13 protein-coding genes are annotated in these 21,378 nt (G+C 38.4%); 12 read left to right on the forward strand and 1 reads right to left on the reverse strand.

The annotated features are described in order from the left end of the window. Window positions 1-111 precede the first annotated feature (111 nt). The 4 genes from OZP13_RS06050 to purL all read left to right on the forward strand — a co-directional run bounded on the left by OZP13_RS06050 (window position 112) and on the right by purL (window position 9,756). Entirely contained in the window at window positions 112-1,638 is a 1,527-nt protein-coding gene (locus OZP13_RS06050) for a right-handed parallel beta-helix repeat-containing protein (protein WP_269242956.1), read from the forward strand. 101 nt (window positions 1,639-1,739) lie between these two features. Next, entirely contained in the window at window positions 1,740-3,794 is a 2,055-nt protein-coding gene (locus OZP13_RS06055) for an endonuclease (RefSeq protein ID WP_269242958.1), read from the forward strand. 82 nt (window positions 3,795-3,876) lie between these two features. Then, entirely contained in the window at window positions 3,877-5,988 is a 2,112-nt protein-coding gene (locus tag OZP13_RS06060; protein WP_281299002.1) for an endonuclease, read from the forward strand. 81 nt (window positions 5,989-6,069) lie between these two features. Continuing rightward, on the forward strand, window positions 6,070-9,756 hold the full coding sequence (gene purL / locus OZP13_RS06065; protein ID WP_281299003.1) for a phosphoribosylformylglycinamidine synthase: 3,687 nt from the start codon (window positions 6,070-6,072) through the stop codon (window positions 9,754-9,756). 76 nt (window positions 9,757-9,832) lie between these two features. Here the strand turns inward: purL and OZP13_RS06070 are convergent, their stop codons facing one another. Further along, window positions 9,833-10,468 carry a porin family protein gene (locus OZP13_RS06070; RefSeq protein WP_281299004.1) on the reverse strand — a complete coding sequence of 212 codons (636 nt, stop codon included), beginning with the start codon at window positions 10,466-10,468 and terminating at the stop codon, window positions 9,833-9,835. A 281-nt stretch (window positions 10,469-10,749) separates the two neighbouring features. Here OZP13_RS06070 and OZP13_RS06075 point away from each other — a divergent pair, with 281 nt between their 5' ends. The 8 genes from OZP13_RS06075 (at window position 10,750) to OZP13_RS06110 (ending at window position 21,351) form a co-directional block, all read left to right on the forward strand. After that, window positions 10,750-11,838, forward strand: coding sequence for a sensor histidine kinase (locus tag OZP13_RS06075; RefSeq protein ID WP_281299005.1), 1,089 nt, complete (start codon window positions 10,750-10,752; stop codon window positions 11,836-11,838). Window positions 11,839-12,027: 189 nt separating this feature from the next. Next, entirely contained in the window at window positions 12,028-13,800 is a 1,773-nt protein-coding gene (locus tag OZP13_RS06080) for an AMP-dependent synthetase/ligase (RefSeq protein WP_281299006.1), read from the forward strand. Between the two features lie 179 nt (window positions 13,801-13,979). Further along, complete coding sequence (locus OZP13_RS06085) at window positions 13,980-14,411, forward strand: MarR family winged helix-turn-helix transcriptional regulator (RefSeq protein ID WP_281299007.1); 432 nt, start codon at window positions 13,980-13,982, stop codon at window positions 14,409-14,411. Window positions 14,412-14,489: 78 nt separating this feature from the next. Next, the gene (locus OZP13_RS06090) at window positions 14,490-16,880 is read left to right on the forward strand and encodes a 3-hydroxyacyl-CoA dehydrogenase/enoyl-CoA hydratase family protein (RefSeq protein WP_281299008.1); all 2,391 of its coding nucleotides are present in this window, start codon (window positions 14,490-14,492) and stop codon (window positions 16,878-16,880) included. A 3-nt stretch (window positions 16,881-16,883) separates the two neighbouring features. Next, on the forward strand, window positions 16,884-17,894 hold the full coding sequence (locus tag OZP13_RS06095; protein WP_281299009.1) for a putative phage abortive infection protein: 1,011 nt from the start codon (window positions 16,884-16,886) through the stop codon (window positions 17,892-17,894). Window positions 17,895-17,899: 5 nt separating this feature from the next. After that, on the forward strand, window positions 17,900-19,087 hold the full coding sequence (locus OZP13_RS06100) for an acetyl-CoA C-acyltransferase (protein WP_281299010.1): 1,188 nt from the start codon (window positions 17,900-17,902) through the stop codon (window positions 19,085-19,087). 44 nt (window positions 19,088-19,131) lie between these two features. After that, the gene (locus OZP13_RS06105) at window positions 19,132-19,497 is read left to right on the forward strand and encodes a four helix bundle protein (RefSeq protein ID WP_269242965.1); all 366 of its coding nucleotides are present in this window, start codon (window positions 19,132-19,134) and stop codon (window positions 19,495-19,497) included. Between the two features lie 63 nt (window positions 19,498-19,560). After that, entirely contained in the window at window positions 19,561-21,351 is a 1,791-nt protein-coding gene (locus OZP13_RS06110) for an acyl-CoA dehydrogenase FadE (RefSeq protein ID WP_281299011.1), read from the forward strand. Window positions 21,352-21,378 lie beyond the last annotated feature (27 nt).

The raw sequence follows: 21,378 nt of genomic DNA on the forward strand, positions 1-21,378 counted from the left end.
AAATGTAAATTTATGGAAAAGATGGTAAAACAATTGGTATTAAAAATTCAAAATTAACAATCGCTCTTGATACGTACTAGTTTTTTCCTATTTTTACAAAAAATATAACAAATGCGTCAGCTTACTTTTCTGTTTTTTATTGGAATCCTCATTACTGTCAGCTCCTGTCGAACCGATTTTGAAACCGTGCCCAGCACCGGGAATTTAGCCTTTTCGAGAGACACCATTTATTTGGACACCGTTTTCACGAACATTGGTTCGAGCACTTATTCGCTAAAAGTGTACAATAAATCCAAAAATGACATCAATATTCCAAGCATCCAATTAGGCAAAGGCTTGAATTCAAAATATCGAATGACGGTGGACGGAATGCAGGGCAATCAAGGAAGAGTATTTGAAAATGTGACGCTTTTGGCCAAAGATAGTTTGTATATTTTTATTGAAACTACTGCTAATATCGCTGATGCCAACCTAACTGATTTTCTGTACACCGACCAGATTTTGTTTGACGGAGGCAGCAATCTCCAAAAAGTGGAATTGGTGACCCTTGTCCAGGATGCGGTTTTTCTTTATCCCCAAAAGTTTGCTGACGGTACAACTGAAACCCTTCCTATTGGCGACGAAGCAATTTATGGCTTCTTTCTAGACGAGAACGATCCCATAAACGGCAATGAACTCCATTTTACGAACAAGAAACCCTACGTCATCTATGGTTATGCGGCAGTTCCTTCCGGAAAAACCGCTGTTTTTGATGCAGGAACACGGGTTCATTTTCACGCCAATTCAGGACTTATCGTGGCTTCCAATGCTTCCGTGAATGTTAATGGGGCAACATCTACAACCGACAAACTCGAAAATGAAGTGATTTTTGAAGGCGATCGACTGGAACCCGATTTCTCGGATGTCCCGGGACAGTGGGGAACGATTTGGCTTACCGATGGCAGCACCAACCACAAATTCAATCACTTGACCATCAAAAATGCAACCATCGGATTATTGATTCAAAACAACAACGGGACAACCGTTTCCATTAAAAACACCCAAATTTACGACGCTACCAATTATGGGATTTTGGCCCAGACTGCCAAGATCAACGGGGAGAATTTGGTTGTCAACAGTGCAGGTTTGGCGGGATTGGCTTGTACTTATGGCGGGGATTATAAATTTACCCATTGCACTTTCAACAACAACTGGAATAGTTCCAGTCAGGTAGCTCTTTTGGTCAATAATTATTATGCAGGAGCGACTCCGGAAGTGAAAGATTTGACGGCCGCCACATTCAATAATTGCATTATTTATGGTTGGTATTCCAATGAAATGATCTTGAATAAAAAAACGGGGGCGGCATTCGAATACCAATTCAATAATTGCCTTATCAAGTTTAACAACACTTCAAATCAATACACTAATCATCCTGAATACCAATTTACTACGGATCCGGCACATTACAACGCCATCATTCAAAATAAAGACCCAAAGTTCTTCAAGATTTCAGAAAACAAACTCAATATTGACAACACTTCGGCGGCTTTTGCCAAAGGAAATACAACTTATCTTGTTCCTTTTGATGTTTTAGGAAACACCCGAACTTTGCCACCTGATTTGGGAGCGTATCAAAGCAAACCTTTTCCGAAATAAATGTCGATAATTTAACATGGATTCCCAAAATAATAGCAGAACATTTAAGTAATTTTGTTTCCATCAAAATAAAGACATAAAACCCCAATAAAAATTATTTTATGAAACTAAAACTACTCTTTTTTGCATTATTAATTTCGCTTGTTTCCTTTGCACAAATCCCCGCGGGTTATTATAATTCTGCCACAGGAACCGGTTACGTTTTAAAGACGCAATTATACAACATTATCAAAGGTCATACAGACAATACTTATGCGGGGTTGTACACTACCTATCAAACCTCGGACAGGGATTATTTCTATGAAAATGACGGAACAATTTTAGACATGTATTCTGAAAATCCATCAGGAATTGACCCTTATACTTATTCGGCTGGCACAACCCAAAGATGTGGAAACTATTCAGCGGAAGGCGATTGTTATAACAGAGAACATATCATTCCACAATCGGTATTTGGTTCAAGCTCTCCAATGGTTTCCGATGCCCATTTTATCACTCCAACAGATGGAAAAGTCAATGGAATGAGAAGCAATTATCCTCACGGAACCGTTGCTTCAGTCACTTGGTCTTCCAAAAATGGCAGCAAACTGGGTTCCAGCGGAGTTTCTGGCTATTCCGGCACTGTTTTCGAACCCATCAATGAATTCAAAGGCGATATCGCCAGAATGTATTTTTATTTTGCCACTCGTTACGAAAACACCGTTTCTGGTTATGGTTTCGATATGTTTAATGGTACAAGCGATCAAGTTTTTACACCTGCATTTTTAAGCCTATTATTGACTTGGAATGCCCAAGACCCGGTAAGTCCAAGAGAAATTGCCCGCAACAATGCCATTTATGTACAGCAAAACAACAGGAATCCTTATATAGACCATCCCGAATATGTTCAATTAATTTGGAATCCAACTGCCGATACACAAGCACCAACCGCTGCCTCCAATTTGGCCGTAACCGGAACCACCTCCAGTACTGTTTCTTTAAGCTGGACAGCAGGTACGGACAATGTGGCGGTAACCAGTTATGATGTTTACATGAACGGCGCTTTAAAAACATCCGTTTCTGGATTGACTGCTACAATTACTGGTCTTTCAGCGTCCACAACTTATTCTTTTTACGTGATTGCAAAAGATGCTGCCGTAAATTCATCTCCGGCAAGCAACACCGTAAATGGCACAACCTCCGTTTTTGTTCCCGATACCCAAAATCCAACTCCTGCCACTAGTTTAACCGTAACCAGCACATTATCGACCAAGGTTTCCTTGAGTTGGATTGCCGGAACGGATAATTTTGGCATCACTGCCTATGATGTTTATGTCAATGGCGTTTTTAATTCCTCGGTTACAGGAACTGTAGCCACAATTTCGGGATTAACGGCTTCTACAACTTATTCCTTTTACGTAATTGCCAGAGATGCGGCAAACAATTCTTCCGTGGCCAGCAATTCAGTTGATGGAACGACAAAAGCTGCCGGCACCGACACCACACTTTGTGCTTCGGAGAGTTTCGAGAACATTCCTGCAAGTGCTTCATCTTATGCAACCAGAACTTGGACAGGTGATTCCGGGTTGGACTGGACTGCAACAGATGCCCGTACAGATCAAAAAATTAATACAACAAGAGCAATTTGTATAAGAAATGGGTCTCTTGCTGCATTCACGGCATCCAATGGAATTGGCAATCTTACTGTTACTACTAAACTAATATTTGGTACTGTTAGCGGAACTTTCACCCTTCGTGTCAATGGTAATAGTGTTGGTACTATTCCTTACAGCACTGCCGAAGCAACTACAACTATTTCTGGAATCAATATTGTAGGTGATGTAATTGTTAGTATTACGGATAATAGTGTAGCAGCAAATCGCGTGGCTTTTGACGACCTTTCCTGGACTTGCTATTCGGGTTTAGGGCTTGAAACTTTAAGTCAAAAGGAATTCAAAATCTATCCCAATCCATCAAACGGTGATTTCAATGTGATTTTTGATGATTCGAATGGAGTACATTCCGTTGAAATATTCTCTTTATTGGGACAAAAAGTTTTCGAAAAAAACAATACGCAAGGCTCCTCAATATCGGTAACGAATCTTCCAAAAGGTACTTATTTGATAAAGGTAACTAAAGATTCCAAATCAAGAACTGAAAAGATTATGATCAACTAAACACAAAGCGTCCCGATAAAAATCGGGACGCTTTTTTTTTAAAATTTGATTTAATAAACCCTAAACCTTAAAAACTTAAATTATGAAACAAAAACTACTAATTCTCGCATTATTATTTTCGTGTTTTTCATTCGCACAAATTCCAGCTGGATATTATAACACCGCCACTGGAACTGGTTATACTCTAAAAACACAGTTATACAACATTATCAAAGGTCATACAGACAAAGGATATGCTGGGCTTTGGACCACCTATTCCACCTCCGACAGAGATAATCAGTACGAAAATGACAATACTATCATTGATATGTATTCTGAAAAACCGTCTGGTGCAGATCCTTATAATTTTATATATAGCACCAATCAATGTGGAACCTACAGCGTTGAAGGGGATTGCTATAATAGAGAACATATCATCCCACAATCGGTTTTTAATTCCACTGCACCGTTGGTTTCAGATGCCCATTTCATTACTCCGACCGATGGAAAAGTAAATGGACAAAGATCGAATTATCCTCACGGAACCGTTGCAACAGCCACTTGGACCTCATTAAACGGGAGCAAGCTTGGATCAAGTTCGGTATCTGGTTACACAGGAACCGTTTTTGAGCCCATCAATGAATTTAAGGGAGACATTGCCCGAATGTATTTTTACTTTGCCACTCGCTATGAAAATACGGTTGCAGGATATCCCTATGCAATGTTTAACGGTACTAGCAATCAGGTATTTACGACAGCATTTTTGAATATGCTATTGACCTGGAATACTCAAGACCCTGTAAGTGCAAGAGAAATAGCCCGTAACAATGCCATTTATGCACGTCAAAACAATAGAAATCCTTACATTGACCATCCAGAATATGTGCAAGCCATTTGGAATCCAACAGCAGATTCTCAAGCGCCAACGGCTCCATCTTCTTTGGCGGTTACCGCAACAACTACAAGTTCAGTTTCATTAAGTTGGGCAGCTTCCACAGACAACATTGGAGTAACAGGATATAATGTATATATGAATGGTGTTCTTAAAACAACAGTAACCGGATTAACAGCAACAATCACTGGACTTACAGCTTCAACCACCTATTCTTTTTATGTCATTGCCAAAGATGCAGCCGGAAATTCTTCAGTGGCCAGTACTACTGTGAATGGCACTACGACTACTCCAACTTCCGATACACAAGCACCAACTGCTCCATCAAGTTTAGCAACGACTGGAACTACGACAAGCACCGTTGCATTAAGCTGGTTAGCTTCAACCGATAATGTTGGAGTTACAGGATATAACGTCTATATGAATGGTATTTTAAAAACAACAGTAACTGGGTTAACAACAACAATCACGGGACTTACGGCTTCAACCGCCTATTCCTTTTATGTCATTGCCAAAGATGCTGCAGGAAATTTATCTACAGCAAGTACTACCATAAATGCCACAACATCAGCAGCTGCCACTGCCACCGAATTATTATTTTCGGAATATATCGAAGGATTATCTAACAATAAAGCCTTGGAAATTGCCAATTTAACAGGAGCTGCCATTAACCTATCTGTTTACAGCATAAAGAAACAAACCAATGGAGCTGGAGCCTGGAGTACTGGTTTAAGTTTAACGGGAACTTTAAATAGCGGATCAAAATATGTAATCGTAAACAGTTTGATAGCATTAGCTTGCTATAACAAGGCTACTGCAAATATTTCGACTGCTGCTGGAGAATTAACCTTTAATGGAAATGATGCCGTGGGATTGTTTAAAAACGGAGTTCTTATTGACATCATTGGAACCTTTAATGGAGGTACGGCTGACTTCGCGGCTGACACAACTTTAAGAAGAAAAGCCACAGTAACTGCTCCAAGTACGACTTTCAATAAAACTACGCAATGGGATGTATTCACCGTCGATACTTGTAATAATTTAGGAAGTCGAATGGCAAACCTGGCGATACAAGAATATTCTAGTAACAGCAATAATTTCAGGATTTATCCAAATCCATCAAATGGAGACTTCAATATTATTTTTGATGATGCTAATGGAGCTCATTCTGTTGAAATATTCTCTTTATTGGGACAAAAGGTTTTTGAGAAAAAAAATTCACAAACTGCTTCGATATCGGTAACAAATCTTCAAAAAGGAACTTACTTAATTAAGGTCACAAAAGATTCCAAATCAACAACCAAGAAGATTATCATCAACTAAATCTAAAGCGGCAAATTTGCCGCTTTTTTTTTAAGTCTTAATTGCCTAAATTTGCACCGCAATACAACAAACTACACAACAATGATCCATTTCTTTGAAAACCAAAGCAAGACTATTTTTGCAGTTCAAACGCAAAGCGAAATTTCGACCGAAGACATTTCAAAACTCAACTGGCTTTTTGCCGATGCACATAAAATAGAAAAATCCGTATTGGCGGATTTTTTTGTTGGTCCTCGAGCCACGATGGTTACGCCCTGGAGCACTAACGCCGTGGAGATTACCCAAAATATGGGGATTTCCGGAATCATTCGAATTGAAGAATTCCACAAAGCTACCGACGAAACTTTCGATTTCGATCCGATGCTTTCGCAAAAATATACCGAGTTGAATCAAGATATTTTCACGATTCACATCCAACCCGAAGCCATTCTAAACATTGATGATATCGCCGCTTACAACAAATCAGAAGGTTTGTCATTGAGCGCCGAAGAAGTGGACTATTTGGATAATTTAGCCACTAAATTAGGACGAAAATTGACGGATTCCGAGATTTTTGCCTTCTCCCAAGCCAATTCAGAGCACTGTCGCCACAAGATTTTCAATGGAACTTTTGTCATTGACGGCGTTGAAAAAGAAACCTCTCTTTTCAAATTAATCAAGAAAACATCACAGGAAAACCCCAACGATATTGTTTCGGCTTACAAAGACAACGTGGCTTTTGTAAAAGGGCCAAGAGTGCAACAATTTGCACCCAAAACCGCCGACAAACCCGATTTTTACGAAATAAAAGAATTTGATTCGGTTATTTCTTTAAAAGCAGAAACACACAACTTTCCAACAACTGTAGAGCCTTTCAACGGAGCTGCCACAGGTTCTGGTGGAGAAATTCGCGACCGTTTGGCTGGTGGTCAAGGTTCGTTGCCAATGGCGGGAACAGCGGTTTATATGACTTCTTACTCTCGTTTAGAGCAAGACAGACCTTGGGAAGAGGCTGTTGCCGAAAGAAAATGGTTGTATCAAACACCAATCGACATCTTGATTAAAGCTTCGAATGGTGCTTCTGATTTTGGAAATAAATTTGGACAACCGTTGATTACTGGTTCGGTTTTGACTTTCGAACACGAAGAAACCATCCCTAACCCCTCCAAAGGAGGGGAATTAAAAACTCGCAAGTTGGGTTACGACAAAGTAATTATGCAAGCGGGTGGAATTGGTTACGGAAAACTGGATCAAGCGATTAAACACAAACCACAAGAAGGCGACAAAATCGTAATTCTTGGTGGTGAAAATTATAGAATTGGAATGGGTGGTGCTGCGGTTTCATCAGCAGATACTGGAGCGATGAGTTCTGGAATCGAGTTGAATGCCGTACAACGTTCGAACCCTGAAATGCAAAAACGTGCTGCCAATGCCATTCGTGGATTGGTAGAAAGCGATCACAATCCAATTGTTTCCATTCACGATCACGGTGCTGGAGGACATTTGAACTGTCTTTCGGAATTGGTGGAAGAAACTGGAGGATTGATCGATTTGGATAAATTGCCTGTGGGTGATCCTACCCTTTCGGCCAAAGAAATTATTGGTAACGAATCCCAAGAAAGAATGGGATTGGTTATTGGCAAAAAAGATATAGACATTTTGCAAAGAATTGCCGACCGTGAGCGTTCGCCAATGTACCAAGTGGGTGACGTTACAGCGGATCACCGTTTTACATTCGAGTCCAAAACTACTGGATTGAAACCAATGGATTATGCTTTGGAAGATTTCTTCGGAAGTTCTCCAAAAACGGTAATGACGGACAAAACCATCAATTACAATTATCCTGCATTGGAATATAGCGTAAAAAATATTTCTACTTATTTGGAGCAAGTTTTGCAACTGGAAGCTGTGGCTTGTAAAGACTGGTTGACCAACAAAGTCGATCGTTGCGTGGGTGGAAAAGTAGCCAAACAACAATGTGCCGGACCATTGCAATTACCATTGAACAATTGTGGTGTAGTTGCCTTGGATTATTTAGGAAAAGAAGGAATTGCCACCTCGATTGGGCACTCTCCTATCGCTTCCTTGATTGACCCGGTTGCAGGAACAAGAACGGCCATTGCCGAGTCTTTCTCGAATATCGTTTGGGCTCCAATAAAAGACGGAATGAAGGGAATTTCATTGTCTGCCAACTGGATGTGGGCTTGCAAGAACGAAGGAGAAGATGCTCGTTTGTACGCTGCCGTTGAAGCTTGTTCCGACTTTGCCATCGAATTGGGAATCAATATTCCAACCGGGAAAGATTCACTTTCGATGAAACAAAAATATCCAAATGACGAAGTGATTGCGCCGGGAACGGTAATTATTTCGGCTGGTGGAAATTGTACTGACATCAGAAAAGTGGTGGAGCCTGTTTTACAAAAAGACGGTGGTTCTATTTATTACATCAATTTGTCGCAAGACGACTTCAAATTGGGAGGTTCTTCATTGGCACAAACATTAAATAGTATTGGAAACGAAGCACCGACCATCAAAGACGCCGCTTTCTTCAAGAATGCCTTCAATACCTTGCAAGAATTGATTTTAAACAATCAAATCTTGGCAGGTCACGATATTGGAAGTGGTGGTTTGATTACCACTTTATTGGAAATGTGTTTTGCCGACGTAAATTTGGGAGCGAAAATTGACTTCTCCGTTTTTGAAGAGAAAGACATCATCAAATATTTATTTTCTGAAAACATTGGGGTTGTTTTCCAAGCCAATAACGATGCCTTGGTGGAAACCGTATTGAACAACAAAAGAGTTTCGTTCTACAAATTAGGAAGCGCAACAACCGAAGCTACTTTGGATTTTGGCCCATGCAAATTGGACATTGCCAAATACAGGGATATTTGGTTCAAAACCTCTTTCTTGTTGGATCAAAAACAATCCAAAAACGGAACCGCACAAGCCCGTTTCGACAATTATAAAAACCAAGCATTAAATTATACTTTCCCAGCCCATTTTACAGGAAAAGCCCCTGTTATTGACGACTCGAAACCACGACCAAAAGCAGCCATCATCCGTGAAAAAGGAAGTAATTCCGAGCGCGAAATGGCCAATGCGATGTACTTGGCTGGTTTTGACGTGAAAGACGTTCACATGACCGACTTGATTTCGGGACGTGAAAATCTGGAAGACATCCAATTCATTGGAGCGGTTGGAGGATTTTCGAATTCCGATGTTTTGGGTTCAGCCAAAGGTTGGGCCGGAGCGTTTTTATACAATGAAAAAGCCAAAACTGCTTTAGACAATTTCTTCAAAAGAGAAGATACCTTATCGGTTGGAATCTGTAACGGTTGTCAGTTGTTAATGGAATTGGAAAAAATAAATCCGGAACACGAAGTTCACGGAAAAATGTTGCACAATGACAGTCACAAACACGAAAGTATCTTTACATCGGTGACGATTCAGGAAAACAAATCGGTAATGTTGTCTACTTTGGCTGGAAGTACTTTGGGAGTTTGGGTTTCACACGGAGAAGGAAAATTCAATTTGCCAATGGGTGAAGAAAACTACAACATCGTTGGAAAATACGGTTACGATAGTTATCCAGCAAATCCAAATGGTTCTGACTTTAATACAGCAATGTTATGTGACACAACAGGTCGTCATTTGGTAATGATGCCACACATAGAGCGTTCCACTTTCCAATGGAACTGGGCTCATTATCCAAAAGACAGAAACGACGAAGTTTCGCCTTGGCACGAAGCTTTTGTGAATGCTAGATTGTGGATTGAAAAACAGTAAAAACACTAATTTTATAAAATAAAAAAAAGCGTACCGATACATCGGTACGCTTTTCTAGTTTAAAGGAGGTTCTGTATTAAAATCTATAACCTACCGTAGCTTGATACCACATATTTTTATAACGTGGTGTTGAAGAATTTCCGTCACCTTCATTGGTTTTAATATCCCAACCGGCTCTTAGACCAAATACCAGATTATCCACATTGATGTCCGCTCCACCGGTTAAGCCCATAATGTTTTTAGTGATGTCGTTATTATCAAATTCTTGTTGTTGGGTTGAACTAATGGTTCCGCCCGTAAATTCGTCTTTTTGTTTCAATAAATACGAAAATTGGGGTCCAAACAACAAGGTCAATTCTTTGGCAGGTTTCACTGCAAATAAAAGGGGCACATCAATAAAATTAGTTGTTCTGGTCATTTCATAAGAACTTCCAAAATAGGTTCCCGAGGATTTAAATCCTTTTTGTGAATATATGATTTCGGGTTGAATTCCAATGAACTTTCCGAATGGAATGGCAACAAATGCTCCAGCAGCAAATCCAAATTTGGAATCGGCAACAAAATCTTGGTTGTCAGAATCATACACATTGGAATAATTTGTACCCAATTTTAATCCAAAAGACAATTTTTCACGATTGTCGGTTGTAGATTGTGCATTAGAATTTGTTACTGCAATGGCAACGAAAGCGATCATTAAGATTACTTTTTTCATATTTTAAACATTTAGGGTTATATGCGCATTATTTAAGATGCTGCAAAGGTGATGAAGATGTGGAAAAAGTTTCTTGTAGAATATTCAGTAAAAGTTGTATAATTATCACATGTATTCAAGGAAACTAAACAACAAATACTCCTTGAATTGTACTTGAAATCATCACGGATGACTGTTTTTGTTGGTAAAACAAAAAATTAACTGAACCCATTTGAAATTTTTTTGGTTTATTTTTACAATATTAAATTTCTATTGACTAAATTTCGGCAAAAGGACAAAAAATGAAAGGAAAGCATAATTCAATTCCAGAGAACGAATACTTATTGGAACATTTTTTTGAGTTATCCAACGATTTATTTTGTATTGCCGGCTATGACGGCTATTTCAAGAAAATAAATCCGGCCGTTTCCAAGTTATTGGGCTATACCAAGGAGGAATTGTTTTCAAGACCCATCAGTGATTTTATCCATCCCAATGACCGGGAAATTACGGCAAAATTGCGTAACGAAATCAAGAAAAACGAACCCTTGCTGAATTTTGAAAATAGGTACATTACAAAAAGTGGCGAATTGGTTTGGTTGTCATGGACTTCGATACCGATAGAGAACCAAAAACTGGTGTATGCCATTGCCAAAAACATTACCCACAACAAAAAACACGAAGAGGAACGAAATTTACTGCTGACCAATTTCGCGAAAATCAACAATGACCTCAAAAAAATAAGCTACACCAATTCCCATGACCTAAGATCTCCGGTAAATAATCTCCTTTCCATTTTCAGTCTTCTGGATGTTTCCAAAATTGAGGATGAAGAGACGCTTCAATTTATAGAAATGCTCAAATCTACCAGCGAAAGTTTGAGACAGGCTTTAAATGATTATGTAGACATCTTGATTCTGGAGGAAAGCAATGTCGCGAAAATAGAAGAGCTGAGCTTGAACGATTCGTTAAATACCGTGTCGCGTTCCATCAATTCTTTAATTCAAGATTCAAAAGCGACCCTTAAAGTGGACTTTTCAGAACTGGAAAAAATTAATTTCAACAAGTCTTTTTTGGAAAGCATATTTTTAAACTTAATCACGAATTCCATCAAATATGCCAATCCGGGACACTTGCCCATAATTTCCATTTATTCCAAAAAAACAAATGGAATCAGTCAATTGACATTTTCCGATAATGGCCTTGGATTTGACATGAATGTCGTAAAAGACAAGATTTTTGGGTTGCACCAAAAATTCCACAACCATGTTGACAGCAAAGGTATCGGACTCTATTTGGTGTACAACCACATCAACAGTCTAGGAGGCCATATCACCGTGGAAAGCGAGGTCAACGTGGGGACAAAATTTATCATTTCATTTAAAGACTAAAAGCAACTCCTGTTGTTTGAACAAAAAAAAGCCTAATTTTATTAGTATTCTTCTTTTGTTTTGTAGCTTACAATTGGCATAATTTCTGTGTTTCATTCCACAATTAACTAACAGACAATCCTTTTTTAATTAAAAAAATTTGATAATTCATAATTTTTACTAATTTGCATTTAATTAATACCATTTAAAATGACCAAAATCACCAGACTATTTGATTTTCCTTACTACCAATTAGAGCATTACAATATTGCGGATGCCCTGGTTACCAAGTATAATGGTGTTTGGGTTAAAACATCAACAGAGGAATACATTGCCAAAGCCAATGCCGTTTCGAGGGCTTTGTTGCGAATGGGAATCCAAAAAGACGATAAAATTGCCTTGATTTCTACCAATAATAGAACCGAGTGGAATATTATGGACATTGGAATTCTTCAAACAGGGGCACAAAACATTCCAATTTATCCGACTATTTCCGAAACAGATTACGAATACATCCTCAACCATTCCGGTTCCAGTTATTGTTTCGTGTCCGATGCCGAAGTGTTGCAAAAAGTAAATCTGATAAAATCGAATCTCCCCAACCTGAAGGAAGTGTTTTCTTTTGACGAAATTGAAGGTTGCAAAAATTGGAAAGAATTGCTTGTACTTGGTGAAGACCAAAGCAATCAGGATGTTGTCGAAGACCGAAAAAACAGCATAAAACCAGAAGACTTGGCCACCATAATATATACTTCCGGAACAACGGGAAAACCAAAGGGAGTAATGCTTTCGCACAAAAATATTGTGTCCAATGTCCTAAACAGCTTGCCAAGAATTCCTTTCGAGAAAGGAAAAAGCCGCGCTATGAGTTTCCTGCCCGTTTGCCATATATTCGAAAGAATGATTTTGTACTTGTATCAATATTATGGCGCATCCATTTATTTTGGCGAATCTATTGACAAAATTGGTGACAACATCAAAGAAGTTAGACCAACAGTAATGACGGCAGTACCAAGGCTTATAGAAAAAGTTTACGATAAAATTTATTCGAAAGGATTGGGATTGTCGGGAATGAAGAGAAAATTATTCTTTTGGGCGGTTGATTTGGGCTTGAAATACGAACCCTATGGAGCCAATGGTTTTTGGTATGAGTTCCAATTAAAAATTGCTAGAAAACTTATTTTTAGCAAATGGAGAGAAGGTTTAGGAGGCAATTTAGATTTATTAGTTTCGGGAAGTGCGGCTTTGCAGCCAAGGCTTGCCAGAATATTCGCCGCCGCCGAAATGCCCGTGATGGAAGGATATGGTTTGACCGAAACCTCTCCCGTAATTGCTGTAAACGACATACGAAATTTTGGTTTCAAAGTGGGAACAGTTGGGAAATTAATTGACAACGTGGAAGTAAAAATTGCCGAAGACGGAGAAATCCTTTGCAAAGGTCCAAACGTGATGATAGGCTACTACAAAGACGAAGAATTGACCAAACAAGCCTTGGCCGATGGATACTTCCATACTGGAGACATTGGCGAAATTGACAGCGAAGGCTTTCTAAAAATTACCGATCGAAAAAAAGAAATGTTCAAAACTTCGGGTGGCAAATACATTTCTCCGCAATTACTGGAAAACGCCATGAAACAATCCCGTTTCATAGAGCAAATCATGGTTATTGGCGATGGACAAAAAATGCCGGCAGCCTTTATTCAACCCAACTTCGAATTCATTAGGGAATGGGAGAAACTGCATAAAATACCGGTGGACAAAACCAATGAGGCAATTGTTTCCAATCCCAAAGTGATTGAACGTATCCAGGATGAATTGGATATTTTGAACGATAAATTTGGAAATTGGGAAAAAATCAAGCGTTTCGAATTGACACCCGATGTATGGTCCATTCCGGGAGGACACCTTACTCCTACCTTAAAACTGAAACGAAAAATAGTCATGGAAAAATACATTGATTTGTTCCATAAAATTTATAACTAAAGATTTTCTAATATTTAATTCAAATACAGCTTTTTTTCAAAGAATCAACTCTTCAATAAATTGGGGAGTTTTTTTTTGATTGTTTAAGAATTTGAAAAATAATTTCAATTATTATGCGTGCATAGCATTTTTTACTATATTTGGAAAACTAAAGACCAAAACAAACTCAACTATTACGCATGAAAGACAAAACAATAGATTACATACTACGTGCCACTTGGCAAGCCGTCGCCAGGATGTACAACGAAGAAGCCTCAAATTATGGGGCAACTATGGCTACAGGTTTTGCCTTGTTGTCCATCGACAAAGACAAAGGAACACCATCCACCACACTGGGACCAAAAATGGGAATGGAAGCCACGAGCCTTACCAGAACCTTGAAATCCATGGAAGAAAAGGGCTTGATTATCCGAAAGAAAAATCCTTTTGATGGCCGAGGCGTTCTTATTTATTTAACCGAATTTGGAAAAGAAAAAAGGGAACTCTCGAAAGAAACAGTTTTAAAATTCAACGAAGCCGTAAAACAAAATGTATCGGCTGAAAAATTGGAACATTTTATGGAAGTTTCTGAAATCATCAACAAATTAATTTGCGAAAAGAAAATATTTTAATTCGCAAATAGTACTCCTCATACAAGAAGATTTTTACGTAAAGTAAAACTATACACAAAAAACCATAAACCGTTTAAAATGAAACGATCTATTAAAAAAGTTGCAGTAATTGGATCCGGAATTATGGGATCGGGAATTGCTTGTCATTTTGCCAATATCGGGGTCGAAGTATTGCTTTTGGATATTGTTCCAAGAGAACTTACCGAAGCCGAAACCAAGAATGGATTGACACTGGAAAGCAAAATTGTCCGCAACCGCTTGGTCAACGAGCATTTCCAAAATGCCCTAAAATCAAAACCGGCTCCTATCTACCATTCAAAATTTGCCAGCCGAATCACGACCGGAAACACGACCGACGACATGGCAAAAATCGCCAATGTCGATTGGATTATTGAAGTAGTTGTGGAACGTTTGGACATCAAAAAAATGGTATTCGAACAAATAGAAAAATACCGCAAACCGGGAACTTTGATAACATCCAATACTTCGGGTATTCCGATTCATTTTATGAGCGAAGGAAGAAGCGAAGATTTCCAGAAACACTTCTGCGGAACCCACTTTTTCAATCCTGCCCGTTATTTGAAATTATTTGAAATCATTCCAGGTCCACAAACTTCAACCGAAGTCTTGGATTTCCTTACCCTATATGGCGAAAAATTCTTGGGCAAAACTTCGGTCGTGGCCAAAGACACTCCTGCCTTTATTGGAAACAGAATTGGAATTTTCGGGATTCAGAGTTTGTTTCATTTGGTCAAAGAATTGGGATTAACCATCGAAGAAGTAGATAAATTAACCGGTCCTGTTATTGGACGACCAAAATCGGCTACTTTCAGAACCGTTGACGTGGTTGGATTGGATACTTTGGTGCATGTTGCCAACGGAATCTACGAAAACTGTCCAAATGACGAGCAACACGAATTATTCAAATTACCCAATTTCATCAACAAAATGATGGAAAACAAATGGTTGGGAAGTAAAACGGGGCAAGGATTTTATAAAAAAGTCGATAAGGATATTTTGTCTTTGGATTTAAATACACTGGAATATCGTCCTGCCAAAAAGGCTTCGTTTGCCACATTAGAACTCACAAAAACCATTGACAAACCCATCAATCGTTTTAAAGTTTTGGTAAAAGGAAAAGACAAAGCGGGCGAATTTTACCGCAAAAGTTTCGCTGGACTCTTTGCTTATGTTTCCAATAGAATTCCTGAAATCTCCGATGAATTATACAAAATTGACGATGCGATGAAAGCGGGTTTCGGCTGGGAAAATGGACCTTTCGAAATTTGGGATGCCATTGGTATTGCCAACGGAATCGAAATAATGAAAGCAGAAGGTCTAGCTCCAGCTACTTGGGTTACTGATATGTTGGCTTCTGGTACTTCTAGTTTTTATTCCATTAAAGAAGGTGCTACTTATTTCTATAACATTCCAAATAAAACGCAGACTAAAGTTCCCGGACAAGATGCTTTTATCATCCTGAACAACATTCGCGAAAGCAAAAAAGTATGGAGTAATAGCGGAGCCATTATACAAGATTTAGGCGACGGAATTTTGAATTTAGAATTCCAATCCAAAATGAATACCATTGGTGGCGATGTTTTGCAAGCAATCAACAAAGCCATTGATTTATCCGAAAAAGAATATCAAGGTTTGGTTATTGGAAACCAAGGAGCCAATTTCTCTGTGGGTGCCAATATTGGAATGATCTTTATGATGGCGGTCGAACAAGAATATGACGAATTGAATATGGCCATCAAAATGTTTCAAGACACAATGATGCGGGTGCGCTATTCTGGAATTCCAGTGGTAGTTGCACCTCACGGGATGACTTTGGGCGGAGGTTGCGAAATGAGTATGCACGCTGATAAAGTGGTTGCCGCTGCAGAAACTTATATCGGATTGGTTGAATTTGGAGTTGGCGTCATTCCTGGTGGTGGCGGATCTAAAGAAATGACGTTGAGAGCTTCGGATTTATTTCGTAAAAACGACGTGGAATTGAATGTTTTGCAAGAATATTTCTTGACCGTGGCTATGGCCAAGGTTTCGACTTCAGCTTATGAAGCCTTTGATTTGGGAGTTTTGCAACACGGAAAAGATATTGTGGTTGTCAACAAAGACCGCCAAATTGCCGAAGCCAAAAAACACGCTTTGCTAATGGCGGAAGCCGGTTACACCCAGCCTATTCGCCGAAATGACATCAAAGTGTTAGGAAAACAAGCTTTGGGGATGTTCCTAGTAGGAACCGACCAAATGGAAGCCGGAAAATATATCTCGGAACACGACAAGAAAATTGCAAACAAACTAGCTTATGTAATGGCTGGAGGTGATTTATCCGAACCAACATTGGTAAGTGAGCAATATTTATTGGATATTGAAAGAGAAGCTTTCTTGAGTTTATGTACAGAAAGAAAAACTCTGGAGAGAATTCAGTTTATGTTGACGAAGGGGAAACCGTTGAGGAATTAAGATATGATTAAATACTTAAAAAAAAATCGATTTGAAAGCATCGGAATTATTATTTTTTTAATAGTTCTTTATTTTTCATATAACTATTTTAATGGGATTTTTAACTCATTATATAATAATTCAAAAACTACTGAATGTCACGAAATTTATGGTTATTTCGGAAGTTATGTAGGAGGTGTATTAGGAACAATAATAGGATTTGTAACATTATTTTTTGTTTACATTACATATACATCACAAAGAAAAGAATTAAAACTTCAAAGAGAATTAATAGCTCAACAACAATTTGAAAGTACTTTTTTTAATATGTTGAATGTTCACAGAGAGTTAAAAAATGACTTAAAATTGAAATGGGATGAAGCCTGTTTTTTCCCGAATATATTTAATCAGGATAAAGAATATTCTGGAGTAGAAGTTTTTGAAAAAACAAAAGATGACTTTAGAGAATTAACTAAATGGATTAAAGATAACAATAGAGATATTAGTAAAATACAGTCAGTTAAAGTTAAAACAAAAATCGAATCCTATGAGGATTCGAATTCAGAATATATAAATGAATTAAACCAAAATGATAAAAATAAATCTTCCAACGAAGATTTTGTTGAAGAGTTTCTAAATACTAATATTGTGATAAACAATCATAAGATAGAAATCAAAAGGATAAGATTTGCGTTTGAGCTTTTATTTGAAAATTATCAAAATCTAATTAGTCATTATTGCAGAAATGTTTATCACATTTTAAAATACATCAGAGAAAATGAAAAAAATAAAACTCTAGGAGAAGATTTTAATAAATATAAAAGTTATGCCAATATCTTTGAATCACAGCTAAATGTTGACGAACAATTTATTCTGTTTTATAATTTTATTTGTTTTAATGATGAAACTAAAGGTATATACTCAACAATTAATTTAGTAAATCATTATCAGTTTCTAGAAAATCTTGGAAGTAATAATCTTTTAGATAAAGAATTGCATAACAACAAAAACTTTTACACTTTCGACATAAAATAAAAACAATGAAAAATACAACCGCATATATCGTTTCCGCTTACCGTACAGCGGTAGGAAAAGCCCCAAAAGGAGTTTTTAGATTCAAACGTCCTGATGAATTGGCGGCAGAAACCATTCAGTTTATGATGAATGAATTCCCTGATTTCGATAAAACACGTATTGATGATGTAATGGTCGGAAATGCAATGCCCGAAGCCGAACAAGGATTGAATATGGGACGATTAATTTCCTTGATGGGATTAAAAGTGACCGATGTTCCTGGTGTAACAGTCAATAGATATTGCGCTTCTGGGATAGAAACTATCGGGATGGCGACTGCCAAAATCCAATCAGGAATGGCGGATTGTATTATCGCTGGTGGCGCCGAAAGTATGAGTTTTATTCCGATGGGAGGTTACAAACCCACTCCAGATTATGCCGTGGCCAAAGAAGGAAACGAAGATTATTATTGGGGAATGGGATTGACCGCCGAAGCCGTTGCCAAACAATTCAACATTTCGAGAGCCGATCAAGATGCCTTTGCTTACAATTCTCACATGAAAGCCCTGAAAGCGCAAGCCGAAGGAAAATTCGATTCACAAATTGTTCCAATAACTATTGAACAAACTTTTATCAATGAAAATGGTAAAAAGGAAACTAAATCTTATATCGTTAATAAAGATGAAGGTCCAAGAGCAGGAACTTCGGTAGAAGCATTAGCAGGATTAAGACCCGTTTTTGCTGCTGACGGAAGCGTGACAGCAGGAAATTCATCCCAAATGAGTGATGGTGCTGCTTTCGTTTTGATTATGAATGAAGAAATGGTCAAAGAATTGAACCTCACTCCTATTGCGCGTTTAGTAAGTTTTGCATCAGCTGGAGTTGAACCTAGAATAATGGGAATTGGCCCTGTAAAAGCCATTCCAAAAGCATTAAAACAAGCTGGATTAGAATTGAAAGACATTGATTTGGTAGAATTGAACGAAGCATTTGCCTCACAATCATTAGCCGTAATTCGGGAATTGGGAATGAACCCAGATATCGTGAATGTCAATGGTGGAGCAATTGCCTTGGGGCATCCTTTGGGTTGTACGGGCGCCAAATTATCCGTTCAACTATTCGACGAAATGAAACGTCGTGGAAATAAATATGGAATCGTGAGTATGTGTGTGGGAACTGGACAAGGAAGTGCGGGGATTTATGAGTTGCTTTAGAAAGAGATAATAGAATATAGACGAAGAGATAATAGATTTAAAAAATGAGCGAATTCAAAAGACATAACTTCAAAAAACTAAAAATTTGGCAAATGGGAATGGAAATAGCAAAAATAGTTTTAGACCTAACTGATACATTTCCTATTTCTGAAAAATTTGGTTTAAAAAGTCAAATGGACAGATGTTCTTTATCAATGCCTTCAAATATTGCAGAAGGATCAAGTAGAACTGACAAATCCTTCAGTCATTTTTTAGATATATCATTAGGTTCTTCATTTGAATTACAAACACAGCTTTTATTAGCAAATTACAGAAAATATATAACCGCAGAATATACCAATTTTATTGAAATAAAAATAGAAGAATTTCAAAAAGCAACTATGACTTTTCAAAATACTCTAAATAAATAATTTTCAAATCAAGATAACAACGTCTAGCATCTATTCGTCTATTATCTTTAATCTATAGAAATTATGAACGACAAAACTCGCGGTGGCCAATTCATCGTAAAAGAAACAAAATGCGAAGATGTCTTCACGCCCGAAGATTTCAACGAAGAGCAATTAATGATGCGTGACTCGGTAAAAGAATTTGTGGACAAAGAAATTTGGCCCAACAAAAACCGTTTCGAAAGCAAAGATTACGCTTTTACTGAAGAGTGTATGAAAAAAGCCGGAGACCTTGGTTTTCTGAGTGTGGCAGTCCCTGAAGAGTATGGCGGAATGGGAATGGGATTTGTCAATACGGTTTTGGTTTGCGACTATATTTCGGGAGCAACGGGTTCTTTTTCGACAGCATTTGGTGCGCATACTGGAATTGGAACAATGCCCATTACTTTGTACGGAACTGAAGAGCAAAAACAAAAATACGTACCGAAATTGGCTTCTGGCGAATGGTTTGGTGCCTATTGCTTGACCGAACCGGGCGCAGGAAGTGATGCCAATTCAGGAAAAACCAAAGCTGTTTTGTCCGAAGATGGAACACATTATAAAATCACGGGACAAAAAATGTGGATTTCGAACGCTGGTTTTTGCTCCCTGTTTATCGTTTTTGCCCGAATTGAAAATGATAAAAATATTACTGGATTTATTCTTGAAAACACTGCCGATAATGGAATATCTTTTGGTGAAGAAGAACATAAACTCGGAATTCGTGCCTCTTCCACTCGTCAGGTTTTCTTTTCGGACACTAAAATTCCGGTCGAAAACATGCTTTCCGAAAGAGGCAATGGCTTCAAAATTGCGATGAATGCCTTGAATGTGGGTCGTATCAAATTGGCCGCAGCCTGTCTGGATGCACAACGAAGAGTAACTTCCGGTGCCGTGAAATATGCCAACGAAAGAGTGCAATTTAATACGCCGATTGCCCAATTTGGAGCCATTCGCTTGAAATTGGCCGAAATGGCGACCTCTTGTTATGCCGGCGAGAGTGCCACTTACAGGGCTGCCAAAGACATAGAAGACCGAATTTCAGCGAGAGAATCCGAAGGAACATCACATCAAGAAGCCGAATTGAAAGGTGTCGAAGAATATGCCATAGAATGTTCCATCTTGAAAGTGGCCGTTTCTGAAGATGTTCAAAACTGCGCCGACGAAGGAATCCAAATTTTTGGTGGAATGGGATTTTCGGAAGACACGCCCATGGAAAGTGCTTGGCGTGACGCAAGAATTGCCCGAATTTATGAAGGGACGAATGAAATTAACCGAATGCTTTCAGTGGGAATGTTAATCAAAAAAGCGTTCAAAGGTCATGTGGATTTATTGGGGCCAGCCACGAAAGTTCAGGAAGAATTAATGGGAATTCCATCATTCGACACGCCTGATTATTCCGAATTGTTTGCCGAAGAGAAAGAAATGATTGGCAAATTAAAAAAAGCGTTCCTGATGGTTGCCGGCGGTGCGGTTCAAAAATACGGCCCCGATTTGGAAGGTCACCAACAATTATTGATGGCTGCAGCCGATATTTTGATTGAAATCTATATGGCGGAAAGCACCGTTTTGAGAACCGAAAAATTAGCCAAAAAAGAAGGCGAAGCCAAAGTGCAAGAACAAATTGCCATGGCAAAACTGTATTTGTACAAAGCGGTTGACGTGATTACCCAAAAAGGAAAAGAAAGTATTATTTCCTTTGCCGAAGGCGATGATCAACGCATGATGCTGATGGGATTGCGCCGTTTTACAAAATACACCAATATGCCTAATATCATTGGGTTAAGAGAGACTATTACAACTAAATTAGTAACTGAAAACGAATATTGTTTCTAATACAACGCCGTTTGTTAATTCGCGCGT

The sequence above is a fragment of the Flavobacterium limnophilum genome (genome assembly GCF_027111315.2).
Classification (GTDB): Bacteria; Bacteroidota; Bacteroidia; order Flavobacteriales; family Flavobacteriaceae; genus Flavobacterium; species Flavobacterium limnophilum.

Coding starts and splice junctions, on each gene's coding strand:
- OZP13_RS06050 (WP_269242956.1), top strand. CDS start 112: ATGCGTCAGCTTACTTTTCTGTTTTTTATTGGAATCCTCATTACTGTC.
- OZP13_RS06055 (WP_269242958.1), top strand. CDS start 1,740: ATGAAACTAAAACTACTCTTTTTTGCATTATTAATTTCGCTTGTTTCC.
- OZP13_RS06060 (WP_281299002.1), top strand. CDS start 3,877: ATGAAACAAAAACTACTAATTCTCGCATTATTATTTTCGTGTTTTTCA.
- purL (WP_281299003.1), top strand. CDS start 6,070: ATGATCCATTTCTTTGAAAACCAAAGCAAGACTATTTTTGCAGTTCAA.
- OZP13_RS06070 (WP_281299004.1), bottom strand. CDS start 10,468: ATGAAAAAAGTAATCTTAATGATCGCTTTCGTTGCCATTGCAGTAACA.
- OZP13_RS06075 (WP_281299005.1), top strand. CDS start 10,750: ATGAAAGGAAAGCATAATTCAATTCCAGAGAACGAATACTTATTGGAA.
- OZP13_RS06080 (WP_281299006.1), top strand. CDS start 12,028: ATGACCAAAATCACCAGACTATTTGATTTTCCTTACTACCAATTAGAG.
- OZP13_RS06085 (WP_281299007.1), top strand. CDS start 13,980: ATGAAAGACAAAACAATAGATTACATACTACGTGCCACTTGGCAAGCC.
- OZP13_RS06090 (WP_281299008.1), top strand. CDS start 14,490: ATGAAACGATCTATTAAAAAAGTTGCAGTAATTGGATCCGGAATTATG.
- OZP13_RS06095 (WP_281299009.1), top strand. CDS start 16,884: ATGATTAAATACTTAAAAAAAAATCGATTTGAAAGCATCGGAATTATT.
- OZP13_RS06100 (WP_281299010.1), top strand. CDS start 17,900: ATGAAAAATACAACCGCATATATCGTTTCCGCTTACCGTACAGCGGTA.
- OZP13_RS06105 (WP_269242965.1), top strand. CDS start 19,132: ATGAGCGAATTCAAAAGACATAACTTCAAAAAACTAAAAATTTGGCAA.
- OZP13_RS06110 (WP_281299011.1), top strand. CDS start 19,561: ATGAACGACAAAACTCGCGGTGGCCAATTCATCGTAAAAGAAACAAAA.